The sequence below is a fragment of the Oceanospirillum sediminis genome (assembly GCF_014164585.1).
GTDB classification, from domain to species: Bacteria; Pseudomonadota; Gammaproteobacteria; order Pseudomonadales; family Halomonadaceae; genus Oceanospirillum; species Oceanospirillum sediminis.
In genome coordinates, this window is record NZ_JACJFM010000014.1 from 98,427 (window position 1) to 118,021 (window position 19,595).

Below are 19,595 nucleotides of genomic sequence, written 5' to 3' on the forward strand. Positions count from 1 at the left end.
TTAACAGAACAAACCAGGCATACAGGCTTTTCCGGAGACCAATCGATGCAAAGGTGGCTGTCACGGCTCGACACTCACATATCCGGGAAAGCCTGTTCCAACCCTCGTTAATCTCGTGCATAAGGCTGAAATATGTCTCAACAAACTGATAACAAAGAAATTCTGCCGGTAGAAGTCCCTCTGAATATTGCCGTTCTCACGGTATCAGATACCAGAACATTTGAAACAGATAAAAGCGGCGACACCCTGAAAACCTGTATCACTGAAGCCGGTCACAAAGTAGTCGATCATCAGATTGCACCTGATGATGTCTACCAATTACGTGCAGTTATCTCAAACTGGATAGCCGATAAAGAGATCAATTGCATTATTACAACCGGCGGCACAGGCTTCTCTGGCAGAGACAGTACCCCTGAAGCAATAATACCTTTACTGGATAAAGTGATTGACGGTTTTGGTGAACTATTTCGTATGCTGTCCTACGAAGAGATTAAAACCTCTACTATTCAATCACGAGCCATTGGCGGATTAGCAAATAACACCCTGGTATTCAGCTTGCCAGGCTCAACAGGAGCCTGCAGAACAGGGTGGTACAAAGTGATCCGTGATCAACTGGATAGCCGCCACCGCCCTTGCAACTACGTTTCTCTGCTAACTCACGGTAAAGCAACTCACGTTTAATACCTTAAACGACAAACCGTAATTGCCCACATACAGAAATCTGCTTATATGCAGGTTTCTGTCCTGATTAAGTACACCTCAGCCCCCTTGTCTCAGCAAAACAAGAAAGCGGATAATACCGGCTTCGAATCTACCGAAACACAATGGATTAACTATGGCACATAAAGTAAATGATCCCTGCGCACACCCCGGACTAATGCCTGTAGATGAAGCGATCCGGATAATCTGTTCAGCCATAAAACCTGTTTCTGTCATCACACTGCCACTGACAGAAGCAATGGGATATGTACTTGCAGAATCAGTCGTTGCTGATATCAATGTGCCACCAGCCGACAATAGCGCTATGGACGGTTATGCTCTGGCTTTTTCAGATCTTAAGCGCGCGCCGCTGCCAGTCAGTCAGCGAATTACAGCCGGAAGCTCCCCTTCACCTCTTGAACCCGGTACTTGCGCCCGAATATTTACCGGTGCAGAAATACCAGCCGGTGCCAGCATTGTAGTCATGCAGGAGAAGGTTTCAGAGACACCTGAAGGTAATATCATATTTCCGACAGAAACGCTGACAGAAGGAGAAAACATCAGGCTGTCCGGTCAGGATATAAACAAAGGAGATACTCTCCTTGAAGCGGGATTAAGACTTGATGCTCCGGCTCTTGGCCTGATCGCGTCGATTGGCCAGCCTGAAGTCAGAGTATTTCGCAAGCCAGTCATCACATTACTCAGCACCGGAGACGAGCTGGCAGAACCTGGACAACAGCTCAGACCCGGCCAGATATTTAATTCTAATCGCTATATGCTTCAGGCTCTGTTCAGCAATCTTGGCTGTGAAGTTATTGACGGTGGAATTATTGCCGACACTCTGGATACCACCAAAAAAGCCCTGGCAACAGCAGCTGAACAGTCCGACATGATTATTACCAGCGGCGGGGTCTCTGTTGGCGAAGAGGATCATGTCAAACCCGCAGTTGAACATTTGGGACAGCTGAATTTATGGCGTATGGCCATGAAGCCGGGCAAGCCACTGGCATTCGGTTCTATTCGTACTGACAGCTCAGCAAAAACCTGTTGGTTTACGGGTTTGCCTGGTAATCCGGTATCAGCATTACTAACTGCTCTGATAGTAGTAAGACCCGCTCTTGCTGCTCTTCAGGGACGAGGGCATATAACACCTGAATTACGTTATGCCGAATCCACCTTTAATTTCAATACAGGAATCAGACGAGAGTACCTGAGAGTTCAATATGAGAAAAACGCTGAAGGCTCTGGTTCAGGTAATAGCATTTATCGTTTTCAGAACCAGAATTCAGGCGTCCTGACATCATGTCACTGGGCCGACGCTCTGGCTGTGGTAGACAGCAACCAGCAGATTAAAGCAGGAGACCAGGTCCCATGCCTTGATCTGAAAGCATTAATGGAAGCTCCCTGAACCCAACAGACCCAACGGCGAAAAAAAGAGCCTGCAACATCAGCAAGCCCCCTTACACAACAGCCAGATCTTCCTGTCATTTATTCAAGAAGATCTGGCTGTTCATTCACAGATCAGTAGCCTGTTTGTATCAGGCTGTTGTCGGCTTATCAGATGTATTTAGGTAACGGCTGACCAGACTTTGAGTCATATCCGCCAGAGACTGACGCATAGAATCAGGATAAATCACTTCAAGCTCCTCCCCCCAACTGATCAGCCAGCGCTTCAGACTGTCACTGTTATCAACAGTGGCAACCACCTCACTGTAATCACTATCATCTGCAGGCATAATTTCCTGATCACTTCCAAGCACCTGATCCTTCAGCATACTGGCCAGCACCGGACTGACTTTCAGTACCATACGCACTTTTTCATCCTGCTCAATAACACCCATATTCCCCTGCCCTAAGTAACTGTCCAGATCAAAATCTGCAGGTTCATTACATGGCGCATCAACCGGCTTAACAGAGCTGAAATACTGCATCGGCATCTGCAGTATTTCAGCCTGGCTATCCAGAGTTGCCAGCACATAATTGACATCATCCTTGCTGATGATAGCCAATGGATTAATACAGTATTTCTTAGCAGAATCAGATGGCGACATTTTATAACGCACTTCACATTGAGTCTGGCTAACAACGGCCTGAGTCAATTGTTCTGCCACTCCGCTGCGTACTTCAGGTCTCAATAAAGAAAACTCAGAGTTGATCACCCGGACACGATCCTGCCAACGATTCAGATCTCTCTTATTATCTTTAATCACTTTATCTGCTAGCTGGAAATGAGGTTCCAGTACATTAAATACCTGAGAAGGCATATCATGCTTCAGGTGTTTACGAGCCAGCTTCATAATTAATGCTGTATTCGAATCCATAGCAGGCAAGGTTACAGGCAGTGCATTATCCTGAAAACGCCATAGATTCCGATTACCATGCTGCTCACCTACGATTGGAAACTCAGCAGACAGCTTTTCCAGATCTCTCTGAATAGTTCTCTGAGTGACACGATACCCTTTTTTGCGTAGCTTTTCCTGCACCTCACTGGTGCCTATGCCTGGCAGGTGTTTGGGTAAAAGCCCAAGTAAAATCAGATAACGCATAGAAGTATCAGCCATGATAATAATTCCTTGTCAGATAAATAGGCAGGGGTGAATACTGATTCCTATATTAGGCTGACACTATCTATCTGGATACTGGGGAAAACCCTGAATCAAACAAGGAATGCGCAAATTTCTGTCGCAAGACGCGAATTAAATGTAAAGTTATTTTTCAAAAAGAAACATTATGTATAAAACAGCAATACAGGCATAGCAAACATCATTTTTCTCAATGAGTTATGCTCTGCATTCAGCTTTCCCACAGATAAATATATGAGTTTTCAGGTGCTTAACAAAGCCTTCATGATACCAATCTGCTCCCTGGCATTATCCAGAATAGTATCCGGTAGCTTTCCATCACTATGCTCACCGCACAGCTTAAAGTATGACGGCAAGCTCTCTAAACGAGGCAACTCTGCAGCTTTCAGGTCTTTCTGTAAATATTCGTTGTACGCTCTGGCGACAATCACAATATCGGTCAGTACAGGACCTGACTCATAAGGCTCATAAAACCAGGTGTCACAGTTCTGGACAGCCGTTACCAGGGCTTCGGGTAAATTCCATTCCTGAAGAATAATGCTACCCACACGACTTCGGTTATCACTTACAATACTAAGTAGTTCATCCTTACAGAATTCAAACTCGGGATACTGCGCTGCAAAAACAATCAGAGGTAACTCACCGATATTATGAAGCAGCCCAGCCAGCAGAGCTTCTTCAGGCGCAATACGTTCACAGTATTGCGCTAATACATAGCAAAGGGCCCCCAGCTGTATACTTTGTCTCCAGCTATTGAGTAGTAATTTCCTGATCCACAAAGGAGCGGTACTTTTTTCCTGTTCCCTGATAGCAAAAGCAATTACCAGATTACGGGTAACATCGAGTCCGAGACGGGTAATAGCATCAAAAATATGAGTGATTTCATTCAATCCCCGATAAAAAGGGCTATTAGCCATTTTCATCAGGCGGGCAGCCAGATTAGGATCAGATGAAATTAAGCGGGAAAGATCCTGGGTTTTAAGGTTTTCATCTGAAATAGCTTTACTAATTTGCTGAGCCAGTTCAGGCAAACTAGGCAGATGAACATTATTTTTCTCAAGCTCACGATAGAAATCAAGCACAATAGGATGGCTGCCACTTCCGGCATACACCTCAGGATAGTGCACAATAGAAGGAGCCATCTCAGCCTTCAGATAGTTCAGGTGTTCGGCACTGACGATAAAATATTCAACATTCGTTTCAGCAATAATGCTGACCCTTCCCTGGCAGGCATTCAGCAGACTATTCTGGCTGAAAGCATCGCCAGCTAATACCTGATAAGGCCTTAACGATTCTGGCTCCAGTCTGACCGTACCCTCCAGCAAAAATACGCCCATACCCAGATCAAACTTGCTGATAATAATTTTCTGACCAGCAGCAAGTAATTTAACTTCAAGCAGGTGGCTGAGAAAAATCTGTTGCACACTTGTCAGATCAGAGAAAGGCTTAAAATCGGCTAAACGGTGTGGTGACACCTGTCGGAATGTCATAATACTCCATCCACGTATATAACCGGAGCGCTCTTATGGGTGATAAAATAACCATCAAAGCAACACCAGGGTCATGCAACCAACACATCAGAACATTATTTTATAACAGGTTGTTAAAGTCCCTGAAATACTGGAACAAGACAGGAAAGTGCTGGCCGACTTTAACGAGAATGTAGGTTACTACTTTGAGAGATTAAAAAAAAGTAATGTCAGATTATGTCGCATAAATTTTCACAACAAGCATAGCAATACATAAAAACATAAGAAGTATCTATAAATTATGGATAGAGCTATAAATATTCTGCATCCAATTACAGATATAAATGCAATCAGGCAAACCTCTGTTTGAAGCACATCAACCACTGTAAAGCCTCTTCAGGAGAGGAAAAATATGCTTCATAATCATTTTTCACCTCAGGCAGGCGATAACGCCCTGGTTGCACAAAAACCTTTCGGTCAATGCAGGGGTATTGAAGAATTTCAGAAGTAAAAAGCTGTCTCAACAGGACCAGGCACTGATAAGATTCAAACTCATGATAACGAGTATCAATCATCAGAGATATCTTTTCCTCATGGTCAGAATAGCCAGATAAAGTCTGCAAGAACTGATCCTTCCACCCTTCCAGTATGGACAACCTATTTAAGCCATGCATTTTTACAATAAGCGTTCTGATACTTTCGTCATAATCAGTTTCAATATTCATAACGCAACCCCCTATAATAATTCATAATACATATATCAAATATAAAACCAAATTTAACTACAAGAACTAAAACCCGGATATAATATTTACATAACTGGCACCTTCATAAAGTAAAAAATAGTAATCAACGAGTACTTTTATTTATCATCTTTTTTCCGGCAGTTCCAGAAAGTTAAGGCAGTGCATAATTTCAGAATGAATAGCAACAAAAACTGCAAGGTCTTTAATAAAACCATAGCCAGTAAAGCACGCTGAAGCTTTCAGAGCCAACAAGAGAACCTGATAAGAAAGGCAACGCCAGGAGTAAAAAAGAGTTATATCCTGAGCGGGTATTTATTTCCCCAAACAGAAGTTTTTACAACTTTCAGTCTGGTCAGCTTGCCCACGGGCAGGCAACTGCTCTGATACAAGCAACCTCATCTTCTCCGGACAGAAGTCAGAGAAGACAGGTATATAAATGTAGAAGCTTTTTTCAGCTGTATAAAGGAGATCAGGCGCCAGCCTCAGCCGCTTTTTTCTCCAGTTTAGTCACCTTCATTGCTGGAATATCTGCAGACTCCGCCTTCCATACAGGTTTATCCTGCGTTGTATTTTTCGGCATAGCAGGACAGTTATCTTTGCTGCCTCTATAAGTGTGCTGAAGGCGCCCCATAATCTGAGCCCCTCGCTCCATTTCAATAATGTTGTAAAAAACATCACCTTCAACAGCGGCCTTGCCAGATAATTCCAGGTGCCCACATGCGTGTACATGCCCACTAATCTGTCCGCTAATACGAACAACAGGCACTGAAATTTCCCCCACAACAACACCGGTCTCACTAATCTGAACTGACGCACCTGACTCATCATCAGCAACAAGATTACCAAACACCTTCCCATCAATTTGCAGATGCCCACGAAAATGAAGATCTCCGACAATTTCAGAACCTGCTGAAATTAAAGTACTCAGTTTAAGATCTTCTGAAGATGAAGATTTACGTTGATAGTTATTAAACATAGAGTAGTCCTCTGGGAATTCTTTCCTAAGAACATACATACTTTTAACAACATAAATCAATAGAAATTTTACAAATATATCTTTTTGTCACATTAAGTAATAATTAAAGCCATTGTAAAACAGATTTTGTCAGATTTAACAATACTGCATTGCTTTAAGTTATAAAATGTAACGATATAAAATTAATAATTCATTTTTAATACATATATAAAGTTAAACGTTCATGGTTGCAGAGAGAGTCGGCCATTACCGCAGCCAATCCATAGACAGACTCCTGAGGGTTAGCACCAATACTGGTTGGAAAAACAGACCCATCTATCACCGACAAGTTTTCAAGTTGATGATGTTGCCCTTCGCTGTTCACAACACTTAACTTTTCATTCTCCCCCATTGCACACCCACCCATGACATGAGCACTACCAAGGGGCATTTTAAAACGTTCCATAGGAAGGTTGGATATTACTTCCCTGACCTCAGGCCAGCTCCCCCCTCTTTTAGCCAGCTGGTGAACAGGCCTGACCGATGCAGCGCCTGCAGAAAACTGTAATTCAGCCATTGTCAGCAGACTATCCCTGATGCCTTTCCATAGATAGTCATTCAAGGGATAATCTAATACCGGAGTATTATCAGAGTTCAGCAGAACCTGCCCTCCCTGACTCTGCTCATGGAAGCCATCTCTCATCAGTGCAATAGTTGACTGCATACGGGGAAGCTGCTGCATTCTTGCTTTAAAAGTATCGCCATGCCCTAAAGCAAACAGACTGGTAAAAACCGGATGTAATGGCGTACTCTCTAATTTATATCCCAGTTCCCCCTCCACACCATCTCTCCATAGAAAATGATCTGAATATACAGATTGGGGAGCTCCATAGTATCCCTCTACTTTATCCGGCATAACAGCGACTGACATACAAACCGGATGCAGAAACGTTCTTTTACCTACCCTGTTATATGGGTCAGGCGCAGATGAACGAAGTAAAATTGCCGGGCTGCCTATTGCCCCTGCTGCCAGGATGTAACGACGAGCTTTAATCAGGAATGATTGTTCCAGTGGCTTGCCATAACGGTCTATTGGCTGAACAGCCAGATAATCAACCTGATCGGCTTTTATTATCAGCTTTTCTGCCCTGGCACGGGTAATCAGAGTGGCTCCAGCTTCCAGACTTGCAGGTATAGTCGTCACCAGCATCGACTGTTTTGCGTTACTTGGGCACCCCATTCCACAATAACCAAGATTCCAGCATCCCTTTATATTTCTGGGAATACTTTTCCATGACCAGCCTGCATTCTGACAGCCATCAGCCAGTAACTGATTATTACGATTAGGCGCAACATCCCACCGGGTTATATTCAGTCTCTGCTCTACCCATGAGAATGAAGAATCCAGACTTTCTGCACTGTGTTTTACCCCAAAAACATCCTGCCAGTGTTTCAGAGTCTGTTCAGGGGTTCTGAAGCTGGATGTCCAGTTTACCGTTGTACTGCCTCCGACAGTGCGCCCCTGTAAAATAGTTATCGCGCCATCTTTTGTTGCTCTTGCAGCTCCCTGCTGATAGAGGTTGTCATACGCCTCTCCCTCTTTCATTCTGAAATCAGTCGATGTCTGTAATCCTCCTTCTTCAAGTAGAATCACCCTTAATCCTGCCTGGCTCAGTATCTCAGCACAGATTCCTCCTCCTGCACCGGTTCCGGAAATCACAACATCACATTCGATCACTCCGGGCATATCATCTTCAGCAGCATTTCTGATATCCCAGTGATATGATTTATCTGATCGGTATGGATCAACTACCGCCATTACTGATTCTCCTTATCGGATACAGGTGCTATTGCAGCCAGAGCCCATAACGGAGGCCCGGGATAGCCTGTACTTATGGCCACATTGTCCAGACTATACCAGGTCGATTGAATCAGAGCGGTAAAAGCTCTGTGCGCTTTATTCAATAGTTCTACAGGGCTGGCCTGCCATTGGTCAAGAAACAGGCTGACCTGCTCTTTGTCAGCATCCTGCCAGACGCTCCATTGCCCTGTTAACACTCTTCTGGTTGGCAACCACTGCAAAAGATCGAACAGCTGCAGATATTCTTTGGTCATATCGGTCCCTAGCTGAAACAGTTTCTGGTCAAGCAGTTGCAGCCAGAGCAACACATCTTTTTTATCCGGATCAGCCATTAACTCAGAAGGGGACAGTACTTCAGGTAAATCATCTCCTGTGATTGCAGGCGACACAGCGATTAACACACTTGCATCTCCCGGACGCAGAACGAGAAAGCCCTGTAAAACCTCTTGTCGGGAACATCTGGACACTGATAAAGCAATCCCCCCCGTCATTCCGGCAAGGGTAAATGCAATGGCGGTTTTCAGAACACCTCGCCGGGTTATACCTGAACCTCTTCTGCTGTCAGGTGAATAGAGATCATCAAACAGAGCATCTTCATGATCTGCTACTGGTCTGGTTTCCATCCCGGATGAGGTGGCAGGAGTACTACGATCAGGTCGCTGGTGTATATCAGACATCTGAATACCTTTTATTTTTATTATTCACCGTTATTGCTTTGTACACGCATGCCTGAACAAAGGTATTCCCGTGGCCTCCAGGACAGCAACTGAAAACAGGGTAGTTCTTTTTAGAGAAGAAACGTTTGTTCAGGTGTTTTACCGATAATATTCAGCATACCTCGTTTAATCCGATGCACAGCCGGAATTATGCATTCCCGACGCGCCGTTCAGATATCATTTATAAATTCGGAACAGTGTATTTTTTGTCATTTTTTTGCATCACATCTGGTAAGGCACAAGATTCAGAAGTAAGCTGAGCGCTTTTGCTCTGAGGTCTCATATGATCGCCAAACGACTGGATACATTAGCCATCAGTATCCTGACACTATTATGTATGGTATTCGGTCTGCAGCAGATTGCTGTCAAACTCACATTACCCGATATATCACCGGTCATGCAGGCCGGGCTGCGTTCTGTTGCCGCCACTTTTCTGCTTGTTGCCTGGATGAAATACAAAGGAGAGACTATTTTTCAGCGTGATCATGCTGAGTTTTGGGGCATTATAGCCGGACTACTATTTGCTGGAGAATTTCTGGTACTGTACATGGCGCTTGAATATACCGGAGCGGCCAGAGCAACAATCTTCCTCTACACGTCTCCTTTTATTGTTGCTCTGGGAGCCCAGCTGTTTATACCCGGAGAGCGAATGCGCATGATACACATAGCCGGATTGATTGCAGCTTTTATGGGTATTGTTCTGGCATTTTCTGATAGTTTATTCTCCCCTGATAGTAACCTTAGCGAAACAATCACAGGAGATCTTCTGGCGCTACTTGCAGCCTTGATGTGGGGAGCAACAACAGTGGTTATTAAAGCGACACCTCAGAGCCAGCTAAGCCCCTCCAGAGTTCTGCTTTATCAATTGGCTATCTCAGCAATCACCTTACCGATTGCCTCTGTCATTATGGGAGAAGATGGCGTTCGTCAGGTTACTCTTAACAGCGGTCTGGGTATGCTATTCCAGGTTGTTATCGTGGCCTTTGTTTCTTATCTGACCTGGTTCTGGTTAATTCGCCATTATCAGGCATCAAAAATAGCAACCTTCAGCTTTATGACACCTATGTTCGGTGTTTTCTTTGCCTGGTTAATACTTGGAGAAAGTATCAGCCTTTCTTTTGCCCTGGCACTACTGCTGGTAGCCAGTGGAATTTATATGGTTAATCGGAATTAAGCCCTACCTCCCGATCAAAAGCCTATCTGCTAAAAGCTGTCGTACCCTCCGACAAAGGGCTGAAGAACATCAAAATACTTTTCAGGTATAAATACAGAGAATGTCAGGGGGCAACACTTTGTCCCCTGACTTTTATTAATCAGTGATGATGACCACCCACTCCATGAGCATGGCCATGGGACAACTCCTCAGCTGTGGCTTCTCGCACATCACCCACTTCAATATCAAAAGTCAGGGTTTTACCTGCCCAGGGGTGGTTTGTATCAACAGTCACCATAAATTTTCCCATTTTCAGAATAGTAACCTGCCGTTGCCCCTGATCTGTCTGAACCATAGCAATCATACCCGGCTTCCACTTTTTGTTTGTCCCCATCAGATGCTTCACAGGAATACGCTGTTCGCGGCCCTCAACACGCGCACCATATGTACTTTCAGGAGGTAAAGTCACAGTAAAGCTTTCCCCTGATTGACGATCAGCTAATGCTTTTTCTACACCTGGCATCATATTTTTATGGCCATGCAAATAAGCAACTGGGTTCTCTCCGATATTGGATTCCAGCACCTGGCCTTCTTCATCTTTCAGTGTGTAAAAAAACTGAACAACTGTATTGTCTGTGATTTGCATAACTTATTCCGAGACAGAGAAAATCGATAGCGTGAACAAGAAACAGATGCTTCTCATTCTTATTTATTATGAATAACGGCTGGAAGTTAACGCCTGAACTGCAGTTTGTCACTATTTTTTTCATGACATCTGCACAGAAAATCAATATGGCCTCTGGAGATCAGAGTACAGCGGAATGAGGAAGAGAAATGAATCAGAAAAAGAAAAGCTCCCGACTCAGCGAGTCGGGAGCTTTTACAAGCGTTTACTCTGAGAAAGGTTTGATCAGAAATCAAACTTAGCAGAAGAATAAATCTTAAAGGCTTTTTCCCAGACTTCACCAATTTCACCATTACCAACTGGCTTGCCATCCAGACTGGTAACAGGAGCGATTTCTTTAGACGAGCTGGATACCCACAGCTCATCAGCTTCACGCACTTCATCCATAGTCACAATACGCTCTTCAACTTCGATAGAGCCTTCAGCTTTCAGACTATCAATGATAATGCGACGGGTAATACCAGGCAGAATCTGATTATCCTGAATCGGTGTAATCACTTTACCGTCTTTCACAATATATGCGTTACTGGAACTACCTTCTGTCAGTTCACCTTTCGCATTGAACAGCAGAGTTTCACCACAACCCGCAGCATAACCCTGCTGGAAGTGCATCACGTTACCCAGCAAAGCTGTTGATTTAATGTGGCAACGCTGCCAGCGCAGGTCTTCCGTGCTGATCATGCTCATAGGAGTCGCTTTTGTACGATCAACCGGCTGAGGATCTTTAATCGGGAATGCAAATGCAAATACCGTTGGAGCAACATCTTCAGGATAAGCATGGAAACGCTTAACATCAGCACCACGGGATACATGTACATAAACCCCCAGGTTCTCGCCCTGAGATGCATTGCGAGCAACCAGATCGTCCAGCAGAGCTTTCCAGTCATCTGCCGAAATAGTGTTCTGAATTTCAATCGCAGCCAGACCATTGATCATACGGTTAATATGAGGCATCAGGCCTACGGATTTACCGCCATAATATGGAATAACTTCGTAAATACCGTCACCAAACAGAAAACCACGGTCCAGTGGAGAAATACGGGCTTCTTCCAGAGGCAGATATTCACCGTTCAGATACGCAATGCTCATAATAAACCTTCCTTAACACATTCAGATTAACGGCTGACAAAGGACTGACAGTTTGCTTTTTAACTGTAGCGGATAGTCACCCGTCAACGTTATTTGTTGTTTGATATGCGCAGTTTCCTGCAAAAAAAATCATCTTTCAATAGCCAACAAAACTTAAGATAACATCTCTGTTTTTTGAATTATTACGGATGATTATTCTTTTTTTATGTTTTCAAAAAGATAAAAAAACCAAAACACAGGAGAGAAAAAACCTGACAACATCAGGTTTTCATAATCTGACGGGCACTTTCAGCCAGTAAGCCAGGAACAATACGATCATCATCCAGTCGCCAGCTACAGCAAAAACTCAATAAAGGCCTTTTTTCTCCCACCTGAATTTCACTTAAGCGTCCGGATTCAATGGACTCTCTGACTATCGGCTCAGGCAATAAAGCAATGCCAACCCCCTGTAATGACAGAGTCAGTAAGCTGGTAACAGAACTACAGGTATGGAATACAGGCATATCATCAGCCTGACTGAACACCTTTTGCAGGTAGCGCCACGGCCGGGTATTTCTCGGAAAGCTGAGCACCGGATACTGAACCAGATCAGAAATCCGACTAATTTCATCGACATTAAGTAAATCCGGGGAAGCCACCCAGCATTGAGGGTAACTACACAAAGGCTCCGTCACCAGATCACTTAGTTCAACACCATTTTCCTGCATATTCATTGCAGTGTCTGCGACCATCAACGCCAGATCTAACTGGCATTCCTGCAGTTGATGTATCAGGGTGGGAGTCACATCACTAATCAGCTCGAAAGAGATCAATGGATGCTGGGATTGCCAGTGTTTAAGCAAAGGTGATAACCAGAGATACGACAGCGTATCAGCAATACCTATGCGCAAGGTGCCTCGTTGAGGATTTTCCTCTGCAATTTGTTGCTTCATTTCCTGACTGATGGCCAGTAGTTTTTCTGCGTACGGTAATAGCTGCATACCCCGGGCAGATAACCGGGTTCCGCTTTTGTCCCGGATAAACAGCTGGGTACCCAGCTCAGTCTCCAGAGCATTAATCCGGCTGGAGATTGTTGGCTGAGTGGCGTGCAACTGCTGGGCAGCAGCATGAAAACTGCCCAGTCTGGCAACTTTTACAAAAGTATTCAGATTTCTCAGCCGCATAGCTTATTTCCACTTAAGTACTGCAACGTCACCTGTCAGGCCATGCTGCGATATATACTCCTGAACAAAAGTTCTTCATTATTCACCAGCAAACAACCGGAGAAAATAACCAACGCTTGCGCGAAAGCTCTTGTTCAGGAGCTCAGAACACCCCGGAGTTAAACAATCAGTAGCCGATAGCGGCTCTCAGTTCAGAGATAATACTATCCCCTTCTTCTACCGGCAGACCATCTTCTGTTAACTCATTGATGCGGGTAACACCATCTACACTGCCGAGATTGGACAGATACTGCAGAATATCCAGAGGTCGGATCTCACCCAGAAGATCTCTGTCATTCCACTGACTCAGAAACGCGATAATGCCGTAAGCCCCCCAGTTAGACACATCAGCAATTAAAAGCTCATCAACACAGGTTGCCGAAGCGGTAATATCCAGATCTTTCAGTGCTTCCGAGATATTTCCCATACCAATTTCATTGCCGCCATCACCTATAGCAATCGTCGGGCATTTGGCATTCTTGACAAACGTATCAAAACAAGCGGTACGTTCACTGATACTTTCGCCACGCATATTATAGTAACCGCCATCAGCAGCCTGGCCCGGGCGCTCAATTGATACCACCGCATCAGGGTTATAGTTATATAAAGCCTGAAATGCTTCCAGTGTGCGTTCCTGGTGCTCACCAACACGGATTTCATGTACTCTGAAATCAGCCATCAGTGCCTGAGATACCGGAGGCCCACATACCAGGACCGGCGTAGCCCCCAGTTTTTCCAATGCCTGATACAGTGCAATGGCACCAACAGGACCATCAGTTTCAAAAGTATCAACAACCGGGAAACCCGTACCAATCAGTACATGCCCTTTACATTTATTCAGAATACGGGCTGCGCGCAGGTAGTAGCCAGGGACTAACGCAGGCTGTACCGTTTTCATACCGCGTAAATTACGGGCTACCAGGATATCTTCTATCTGTTTTGACAGTGCAGTTTCTTTGTTCATTATGTTCACTTAACGCAAAGTGTTTCATTATTATCAGTCATAACTGTCTGGCCGCTTGCCCTCTGACAGAATAACGGCCCAGACAGAAAAACCTGCCCGGGTGTCGGATCACAGGTTATTGATCGGCTTCATACGTTTTCTGGCTGCACGCGCTCAAAATGAGCATGAGCCAGACAGTGCAGGTTATGAGCATCATCAATTGTGATTTCTTCGAAAGAGACCCGGGAGCCTGGCAGTAACTGGGCCATACGAGCGGTATCCAGTGAAATCATTGAACCGATTTTCGGATAACCACCGATTGTCTGACGATCATTGAGCAGTACAATAGGTTGGCCATCTGCTGGTACCTGAATAGCGCCATGGCAAATACCTTCGGAAAGAATGCCATCAATAGCCGGTTTAACCTCAGGACCTTCCAGTCGGTAACCCATACGATCCGCACGATCCGTTACTTTGTATTCACTGCTGAAAAATAGTCGTTTCTGATAATCACTGAACGCATCCTGCTGATAGCCGGTAATCACACGCAGAGTGATCTGATCAGAATAATCCGGTCGGAAAGCTTCTGGCAGACGCATCGCAGATACAGGCTCCATAGCAGCACATGACAGAAAATCCCCTTGCTGCAACTTAGCACCGCTCAGACCACCAATACCTTCCCGGGTGACCGTGGCACTACTGGAGAAGCTATGAGCAACCTGGAAACCACCGGCTACTGCCAGATAGGCTCTGGCTCCGGAAGCAGAGAAACCGACTTCAATCTGATCACCTGCTTTTATCTCATGAGCGTGCCAGCGATCATGTTCTTTACCATTAATTTTTAATGGCATCTCTGCACCGGTCAGTACGATCCAGCTATCGACTTCTGCAGAAAGCACCAGACCGCCAATACTGATCTCCAATGCGGTACAGCCCGGCTGATTACCTAACAGGCGGTTAGCCCATTTGTATGCCTGCATATCCAGCGGCCCACCAGTGGTCAGACCGATTCTGTGGTGTCCGAAACGTCCTGCATCCTGAATCAGCGTCAGAAGCCCCGGCTGAGATACTCTGAAGCCTGTCGCATTCTGTTCGGAACTACTTATATTCTGACTCATGCCACACCCTCCGGCAGCTCGCCACCTGCTTCCAGAAACTCTTCCCGACTGACAGGACTGAATTTAATCCGATCACCAACCTGCACCGGCATAGTCGGATCTGCTTCAGGTTTAAACATTCGTGTCGGACACAAACCGATCAGATTCCAGCCACCCGGAGAGACGGCCGGATATACAGCGGTCTGACGATCTGCGATAGCAATCGCCCCACGGGGTACTTTCTGGCGAGGAGTAGACAGGCGAGGAGCCGCGATACGCGGGTCAACTTCTCCCAGATAAGCAAACCCGGGGGCAAAACCGATAGCATATACTCTGTACTCAGCTTCACTGTGCAGCTGGATGACCTCATCCGTTGTTAAACCGGCATTACGTGCCAGGTCTTCCAGATCTGGCCCGGCTTCCGAACTGTACCAGGCAGGCAGAGTGACCACTTTGCCATCACTGTTCTCGGCGGAACCCAGACCTGACAATAAACGCTCTATCTGATTACGGATATGCAGATGGTCCGTCACCATCAGGTTATAAATGACCAGCAGAGAAGCGTAGGATGGCACCATATCGATCAGTTCATCTGCCAGTTCATTCTGTAATACAGAGACTGCTTGCTGAACACGGGCAGAGACTTCCGGACTGGTTTGTTCACCAAAATAGATAATCAGTGCATTTTCACCGGCAACCCTGATATCCAATCCCTCTGGCAGGGCTTTGCTATTTTCTGTTGCCATAAAAACCTCAGGACTGAATCAACTGACGAATATCCTGGATGGCATTAACACCTTCCATATTATCGCCGTGTACGCACAGAGTATCCGCTCTCAGATTCAGAGTATGTCCGCTCACAGTAGTGACCGTACCCTGCTCTTTCAGCTGACGAACCTGAGCCAGCATCTTATCTTTAGTATGCACGGCACCTGGTTTTGTACGCGCCAGCAAACGACCATCGTCGTCGTAGCAACGATCAGCAAAAATCTCAAACCACAGCTCCAGTCCCAGTGCTTTAGCCTCTTCCAGATGCTGATCCGCTTTCGGTGTACTCTGCAGCATCAGCACCAGAGGTTTATGATATTCTGCAACGGCCTGCATAATGGTTGCGCGGACCTCATCATTGGCCATCATATCGTTATACATGGCACCATGAGGTTTAACATAAGCCAGCTCCAGGCCCTGGGTAGTCGCCATACCGTCAATGGCAGCGATCTGATACAGCACCATCGCTTTAAGCTCTGCAGCCGTTGTTTTCAGACTACGTCGGCCAAAACCGACCAGATCCGGGTATCCGGGATGAGCACCAGGCACAACATCATTTTCTTTCGCCAGCGCCAGAGTTTTCTGAAGTACCAGAGGGTCGCCAGCGTGAAAACCACAGGCAATATTGGCCTGGTCAATATGCGGCATTACAGCTTCATCCAGCCCCATTTTCCAGGAACCAAAACTCTCACCCAGATCACAATTCAGTTTTAAGCTCATTGATCAATCCTCTTACAGTACAGACAGGCGGCTGTTAGGCAGGTCAGTAATCAGCATATGCCCCGGACTATGAGTAATACACATTGGAGGCTTAGCTTGTTCAATCGCCACCTGAGGGGTGACACCGCAAGCCCAGAACACAGGGACTTCACCCTCATTGATCGTGACAGCATCACCAAAATCAGGTGCATTAATGTCAGCAATACCAATTTGAGACGGATCACCAAAATGCAGAGGAGCTCCATGAACAGAAGGGAAACGGGTACAGATCTGGATCGCACGAATAGCATCAGCAGGCTTCATTGGGCGCATGCTCACAACGGTAGTGCCGCTGAATCGACCGGCAGGTTTGCAGTCAATATTAGTACGATACATAGGCACATTAACACCTTCGGTAATGTTACGTACTTCCAGACCATCAGCAATCAACGCTTCTTCAAAAGAGAAAGAGCATCCCAACAGGAAAGTCACCAGGTCATCCTGCCAGTATTCCGTCACATCGGTAACCTCTTTAGTCAGAACACCGTGCTCATAGATACGGTATTTTGGAATATCCGTGCGAATATCAACATCCTGTCCCAGGTCTGGCAGCATAAAATCACCAGGCTGACTGGACATACCAATAATCGGACAAGGTTTAGGGTTTAGCTGGCAGAACTGCAGAAAATCATTCGCCCACTCTTTTGGCATAATCGCCAGATTGCCCTGTACAAATCCCTGAGCCAATCCTGAAGTGTTTTCTGAAAACTCACCACTACGAATTTGCTGACGAATACCATATGGCGTCATATCTTTCATACCAGACCCTTAATCCCGAAAAGCTTAACCCGGCAGTAGCCGGGTCAGTACGATTAATAAAATGAGGAAACAGCAGAATTATTACGATAGAAAATACTTATTGCTGAGCAGATAGCCAGCTTTCTACTGCATCTTTTGATTTAGCGAAAAAAACGATTCTGGCGGATGGACTGGTTGTTCCATTGAAGTCTACAGAGCGTCGATATACCCACCAGCTATCTTTGTCCATCTCAACCACTTCATCTACATAACGTTTTTGCTGAAATTTCTGTAATGTCATCATGGCAGCTTCTCACTCTGTTTATTCTTGTGGGGTATACGCTTATCTGTATTTCACAAGTTTATTCTGGTCTCTGGTTAACAGAGCTGTCTAATGAATAATAGCTGCCACGACTGATAAATAAAATCTATCAGACATAAATAAAGAAAAAACAACCAATTTTGCTACTTTTTCAGAATAAAGTCTGGCTGAGTGCTGTTTTTCAGAAAAATATGTAAGGCTGGGATATAAAACATCCCCCTGATTTACCTGATAAAATGACTTACTCAGGCCTGACAGGCAGGGCAATAATAAATTCCGTACCCTTGTCCAGCTCAGATATAACCTGTATCTCCCCTTTATGCTGCAGAATGATGCCATGCGAGATGAAGAACCCTGGCCCGGTTCCCTCACATGGAGGTCAGGTTGTAAAGAGGTGGTTAAAAATATCGTTCTGTATTTCAGCAGACACACCGTTCCCTATGTCACGAATACTGATAAAGATTTTCTTTCCATCGACTCGGGTAATGGCAAAAATACCTCCCTCTCGGGAAATAGACTGAACAGCATTGATAACAGATAAATAGAGTCAGAAAAGAAGATATAATGATTGGGTTCATTATTTCATAACCTGATAGCGACATCTGTTTAATCACCTGTACATCAGAACAACAAACGTAGCCTGGTTGCTGGCAGCCCGGCCATCAAGCGAATTGAGTGCTCGAAAAACGGGATGTTCAATTGACGATTAACAATCTGAGTATGTACAAAATTCGGAATACCATTAATTTCTATAAACTGCACTCGCCCACTATTCTGCAACAACAGATCAACTCCAAGTAACAAATACCGGTTCTGGCTACTGGCTTCCAATTGATTCTCAATAATCGGAGCTAATTTTTCAGCCTGCTCATCAATACGTTTTTTCCACAGATGGAAGTCCGACAAAGATGACATCAAACGCATTTCAATATCACTATCGGCTTTCTCATAGCCTGCATGATTCACATGAACATCATAGCTATCACTATTAGCATCAAACTGAGGGCCATGCAAAAGAACAAAGCCGTCATCAAACACATAACAACGCTTATTCCAGATCAGAAGATAAATTCGTCCGGTAAACTTTTTACCCTCCATAAGAAACAGATCGCTAACTCCAGCCTGAAGTATAGAATGGGCAGGTAAACTGTAATCAGCCAGCTGTCCAGAGGGAATGCACTCAATTCCTCTGCCTCCTGAAAGATGTATCGGCTTAGAAAACCAGAGAGAGCAGACATCCTTATGCTCTATCGCTTCTTCTGTAGAAAAACAGGTCATCGGAAAAAGATCTGTAACGTTCTTCTCTTTCAGTTTTCTTGCCACCCGAGCTTTATTTTCAATTTCACTGATAGACTTATCCTCTATCAGCTGAATATCTTCGAGCCGGGCATCGGGATTATCTCCATAAAAAGTTGCCCAATAGCTGAAACGAACATTTCTATTTGACAGAACAAGCTCTGCCTGTATATTTTCGGCAGCAGCATTAAACAAACGCGATGCCCGGTTTACAAATATCTGCAGCCCAGGTTTATTCTGAGCCTCCTCAGTTACTGCCATCTTCATTATCCTTATCAATACGACACCGAGGCCTGAAATATCTGGCACATCAAAAATTTGACAGGCTGAAAATATAACCACCCATGTCACAGATTCTTATGAACGGTTAATCTTACCTGATTACAACCTGCAAGACTTACTCAAAACATGGACAGAGTGTAAATAGTCAGCCCTGAAAAAGTCAGGTTTCTATCTAACCGAGCATCGGTTGGCTTTATTGCTCCAGGAAATAAAGCCAACTGATTTTCTGCTCC

At 45.0% G+C, this 19,595-nt stretch carries 19 protein-coding genes; 3 read left to right on the forward strand and 16 right to left on the reverse strand.

Translation table 11 applies throughout. From position 1 onward, the window contains the following. The first annotated feature begins 132 nt into the window (after window positions 1-132). Window positions 133-681 carry a molybdenum cofactor biosynthesis protein B gene (gene moaB, locus H4O21_RS12375; RefSeq protein ID WP_182809178.1) on the forward strand — a complete coding sequence of 183 codons (549 nt, stop codon included), beginning with the start codon at window positions 133-135 and terminating at the stop codon, window positions 679-681. Between the two features lie 154 nt (window positions 682-835). Next, a complete protein-coding gene (locus H4O21_RS12380; protein ID WP_182809179.1) occupies window positions 836-2,107 on the forward strand; it encodes a molybdopterin molybdotransferase MoeA in 1,272 nt (423 codons plus the stop codon). Between the two features lie 130 nt (window positions 2,108-2,237). Here the strand turns inward: H4O21_RS12380 and H4O21_RS12385 are convergent, their stop codons facing one another. From H4O21_RS12385 to H4O21_RS12410, 6 genes are all read right to left on the reverse strand, one after another. Then, window positions 2,238-3,260: a helix-turn-helix transcriptional regulator gene (locus H4O21_RS12385; RefSeq protein ID WP_182809180.1), complete on the reverse strand. Its 1,023-nt coding sequence runs from the start codon at window positions 3,258-3,260 to the stop codon at window positions 2,238-2,240. Between the two features lie 263 nt (window positions 3,261-3,523). Beyond that, entirely contained in the window at window positions 3,524-4,771 is a 1,248-nt protein-coding gene (locus H4O21_RS12390; protein WP_182809181.1) for an HDOD domain-containing protein, read from the reverse strand. A 329-nt stretch (window positions 4,772-5,100) separates the two neighbouring features. Next, the gene (locus H4O21_RS12395; protein ID WP_182809182.1) at window positions 5,101-5,475 is read right to left on the reverse strand and encodes a hypothetical protein; all 375 of its coding nucleotides are present in this window, start codon (window positions 5,473-5,475) and stop codon (window positions 5,101-5,103) included. A gap of 490 nt (window positions 5,476-5,965) precedes the next feature. Next, window positions 5,966-6,472, reverse strand: a complete 507-nt coding sequence (locus H4O21_RS12400; RefSeq protein WP_182809183.1) for a bactofilin family protein — start codon at window positions 6,470-6,472, stop codon at window positions 5,966-5,968. A 196-nt stretch (window positions 6,473-6,668) separates the two neighbouring features. Next, window positions 6,669-8,270: a GMC family oxidoreductase gene (locus H4O21_RS12405; RefSeq protein ID WP_182809184.1), complete on the reverse strand. Its 1,602-nt coding sequence runs from the start codon at window positions 8,268-8,270 to the stop codon at window positions 6,669-6,671. Further along, window positions 8,270-8,989 carry a hypothetical protein gene (locus tag H4O21_RS12410; protein WP_182809185.1) on the reverse strand — a complete coding sequence of 240 codons (720 nt, stop codon included), beginning with the start codon at window positions 8,987-8,989 and terminating at the stop codon, window positions 8,270-8,272. Before H4O21_RS12410 ends, H4O21_RS12405 begins: the two co-directional genes overlap by 1 nt. 322 nt (window positions 8,990-9,311) lie before the next feature. Here H4O21_RS12410 and H4O21_RS12415 point away from each other — a divergent pair, with 322 nt between their 5' ends. Further along, the gene (locus H4O21_RS12415; protein WP_182809186.1) at window positions 9,312-10,202 is read left to right on the forward strand and encodes a DMT family transporter; all 891 of its coding nucleotides are present in this window, start codon (window positions 9,312-9,314) and stop codon (window positions 10,200-10,202) included. A 139-nt stretch (window positions 10,203-10,341) separates the two neighbouring features. Here the strand turns inward: H4O21_RS12415 and H4O21_RS12420 are convergent, their stop codons facing one another. From H4O21_RS12420 to H4O21_RS12465, 10 genes are all read right to left on the reverse strand, one after another. Continuing rightward, the gene (locus H4O21_RS12420) at window positions 10,342-10,827 is read right to left on the reverse strand and encodes an FKBP-type peptidyl-prolyl cis-trans isomerase (protein WP_182809187.1); all 486 of its coding nucleotides are present in this window, start codon (window positions 10,825-10,827) and stop codon (window positions 10,342-10,344) included. 264 nt (window positions 10,828-11,091) lie between these two features. Next, window positions 11,092-11,955, reverse strand: coding sequence for an aminotransferase class IV (locus H4O21_RS12425; protein WP_182809188.1), 864 nt, complete (start codon window positions 11,953-11,955; stop codon window positions 11,092-11,094). 260 nt (window positions 11,956-12,215) lie between these two features. After that, complete coding sequence (locus H4O21_RS12430) at window positions 12,216-13,118, reverse strand: LysR family transcriptional regulator (protein WP_182809189.1); 903 nt, start codon at window positions 13,116-13,118, stop codon at window positions 12,216-12,218. Window positions 13,119-13,284: 166 nt separating this feature from the next. Continuing rightward, window positions 13,285-14,121 (reverse strand): DUF4392 domain-containing protein, encoded by an 837-nt coding sequence (locus H4O21_RS12435; RefSeq protein ID WP_182809190.1) that lies wholly within the window; start codon window positions 14,119-14,121, stop codon window positions 13,285-13,287. 128 nt (window positions 14,122-14,249) lie between these two features. Then, on the reverse strand, window positions 14,250-15,218 hold the full coding sequence (locus tag H4O21_RS12440; RefSeq protein WP_182809191.1) for a 5-oxoprolinase subunit C family protein: 969 nt from the start codon (window positions 15,216-15,218) through the stop codon (window positions 14,250-14,252). Continuing rightward, entirely contained in the window at window positions 15,215-15,943 is a 729-nt protein-coding gene (gene pxpB, locus H4O21_RS12445; RefSeq protein ID WP_255487289.1) for a 5-oxoprolinase subunit PxpB, read from the reverse strand. The genes H4O21_RS12440 and pxpB overlap by 4 nt, the downstream gene beginning before the upstream one ends. Window positions 15,944-15,950: 7 nt before the next feature. Then, window positions 15,951-16,685 carry a 5-oxoprolinase subunit PxpA gene (locus H4O21_RS12450; protein ID WP_182809192.1) on the reverse strand — a complete coding sequence of 245 codons (735 nt, stop codon included), beginning with the start codon at window positions 16,683-16,685 and terminating at the stop codon, window positions 15,951-15,953. A gap of 12 nt (window positions 16,686-16,697) precedes the next feature. Then, window positions 16,698-17,483, reverse strand: a complete 786-nt coding sequence (locus H4O21_RS12455; RefSeq protein WP_182809193.1) for a putative hydro-lyase — start codon at window positions 17,481-17,483, stop codon at window positions 16,698-16,700. Between the two features lie 97 nt (window positions 17,484-17,580). Next, the gene (locus H4O21_RS12460) at window positions 17,581-17,766 is read right to left on the reverse strand and encodes a hypothetical protein (RefSeq protein WP_182809194.1); all 186 of its coding nucleotides are present in this window, start codon (window positions 17,764-17,766) and stop codon (window positions 17,581-17,583) included. A gap of 639 nt (window positions 17,767-18,405) precedes the next feature. Continuing rightward, complete coding sequence (locus H4O21_RS12465; protein ID WP_182809195.1) at window positions 18,406-19,341, reverse strand: ATP-grasp domain-containing protein; 936 nt, start codon at window positions 19,339-19,341, stop codon at window positions 18,406-18,408. Window positions 19,342-19,595 lie beyond the last annotated feature (254 nt).

Bases quoted from the DNA above. Each gene is read 5' to 3' on its own strand.
- moaB (WP_182809178.1), top strand. From the start codon at position 133: ATGTCTCAACAAACTGATAACAAAGAAATTCTGCCGGTAGAAGTCCCT.
- H4O21_RS12380 (WP_182809179.1), top strand. From the start codon at position 836: ATGGCACATAAAGTAAATGATCCCTGCGCACACCCCGGACTAATGCCT.
- H4O21_RS12385 (WP_182809180.1), bottom strand. From the start codon at position 3,260: ATGGCTGATACTTCTATGCGTTATCTGATTTTACTTGGGCTTTTACCC.
- H4O21_RS12390 (WP_182809181.1), bottom strand. From the start codon at position 4,771: ATGACATTCCGACAGGTGTCACCACACCGTTTAGCCGATTTTAAGCCT.
- H4O21_RS12395 (WP_182809182.1), bottom strand. From the start codon at position 5,475: ATGAATATTGAAACTGATTATGACGAAAGTATCAGAACGCTTATTGTA.
- H4O21_RS12400 (WP_182809183.1), bottom strand. From the start codon at position 6,472: ATGTTTAATAACTATCAACGTAAATCTTCATCTTCAGAAGATCTTAAA.
- H4O21_RS12405 (WP_182809184.1), bottom strand. From the start codon at position 8,270: ATGGCGGTAGTTGATCCATACCGATCAGATAAATCATATCACTGGGAT.
- H4O21_RS12410 (WP_182809185.1), bottom strand. From the start codon at position 8,989: ATGTCTGATATACACCAGCGACCTGATCGTAGTACTCCTGCCACCTCA.
- H4O21_RS12415 (WP_182809186.1), top strand. From the start codon at position 9,312: ATGATCGCCAAACGACTGGATACATTAGCCATCAGTATCCTGACACTA.
- H4O21_RS12420 (WP_182809187.1), bottom strand. From the start codon at position 10,827: ATGCAAATCACAGACAATACAGTTGTTCAGTTTTTTTACACACTGAAA.
- H4O21_RS12425 (WP_182809188.1), bottom strand. From the start codon at position 11,955: ATGAGCATTGCGTATCTGAACGGTGAATATCTGCCTCTGGAAGAAGCC.
- H4O21_RS12430 (WP_182809189.1), bottom strand. From the start codon at position 13,118: ATGCGGCTGAGAAATCTGAATACTTTTGTAAAAGTTGCCAGACTGGGC.
- H4O21_RS12435 (WP_182809190.1), bottom strand. From the start codon at position 14,121: ATGAACAAAGAAACTGCACTGTCAAAACAGATAGAAGATATCCTGGTA.
- H4O21_RS12440 (WP_182809191.1), bottom strand. From the start codon at position 15,218: ATGAGTCAGAATATAAGTAGTTCCGAACAGAATGCGACAGGCTTCAGA.
- pxpB (WP_255487289.1), bottom strand. From the start codon at position 15,943: ATGGCAACAGAAAATAGCAAAGCCCTGCCAGAGGGATTGGATATCAGG.
- H4O21_RS12450 (WP_182809192.1), bottom strand. From the start codon at position 16,685: ATGAGCTTAAAACTGAATTGTGATCTGGGTGAGAGTTTTGGTTCCTGG.
- H4O21_RS12455 (WP_182809193.1), bottom strand. From the start codon at position 17,483: ATGAAAGATATGACGCCATATGGTATTCGTCAGCAAATTCGTAGTGGT.
- H4O21_RS12460 (WP_182809194.1), bottom strand. From the start codon at position 17,766: ATGATGACATTACAGAAATTTCAGCAAAAACGTTATGTAGATGAAGTG.
- H4O21_RS12465 (WP_182809195.1), bottom strand. From the start codon at position 19,341: ATGGCAGTAACTGAGGAGGCTCAGAATAAACCTGGGCTGCAGATATTT.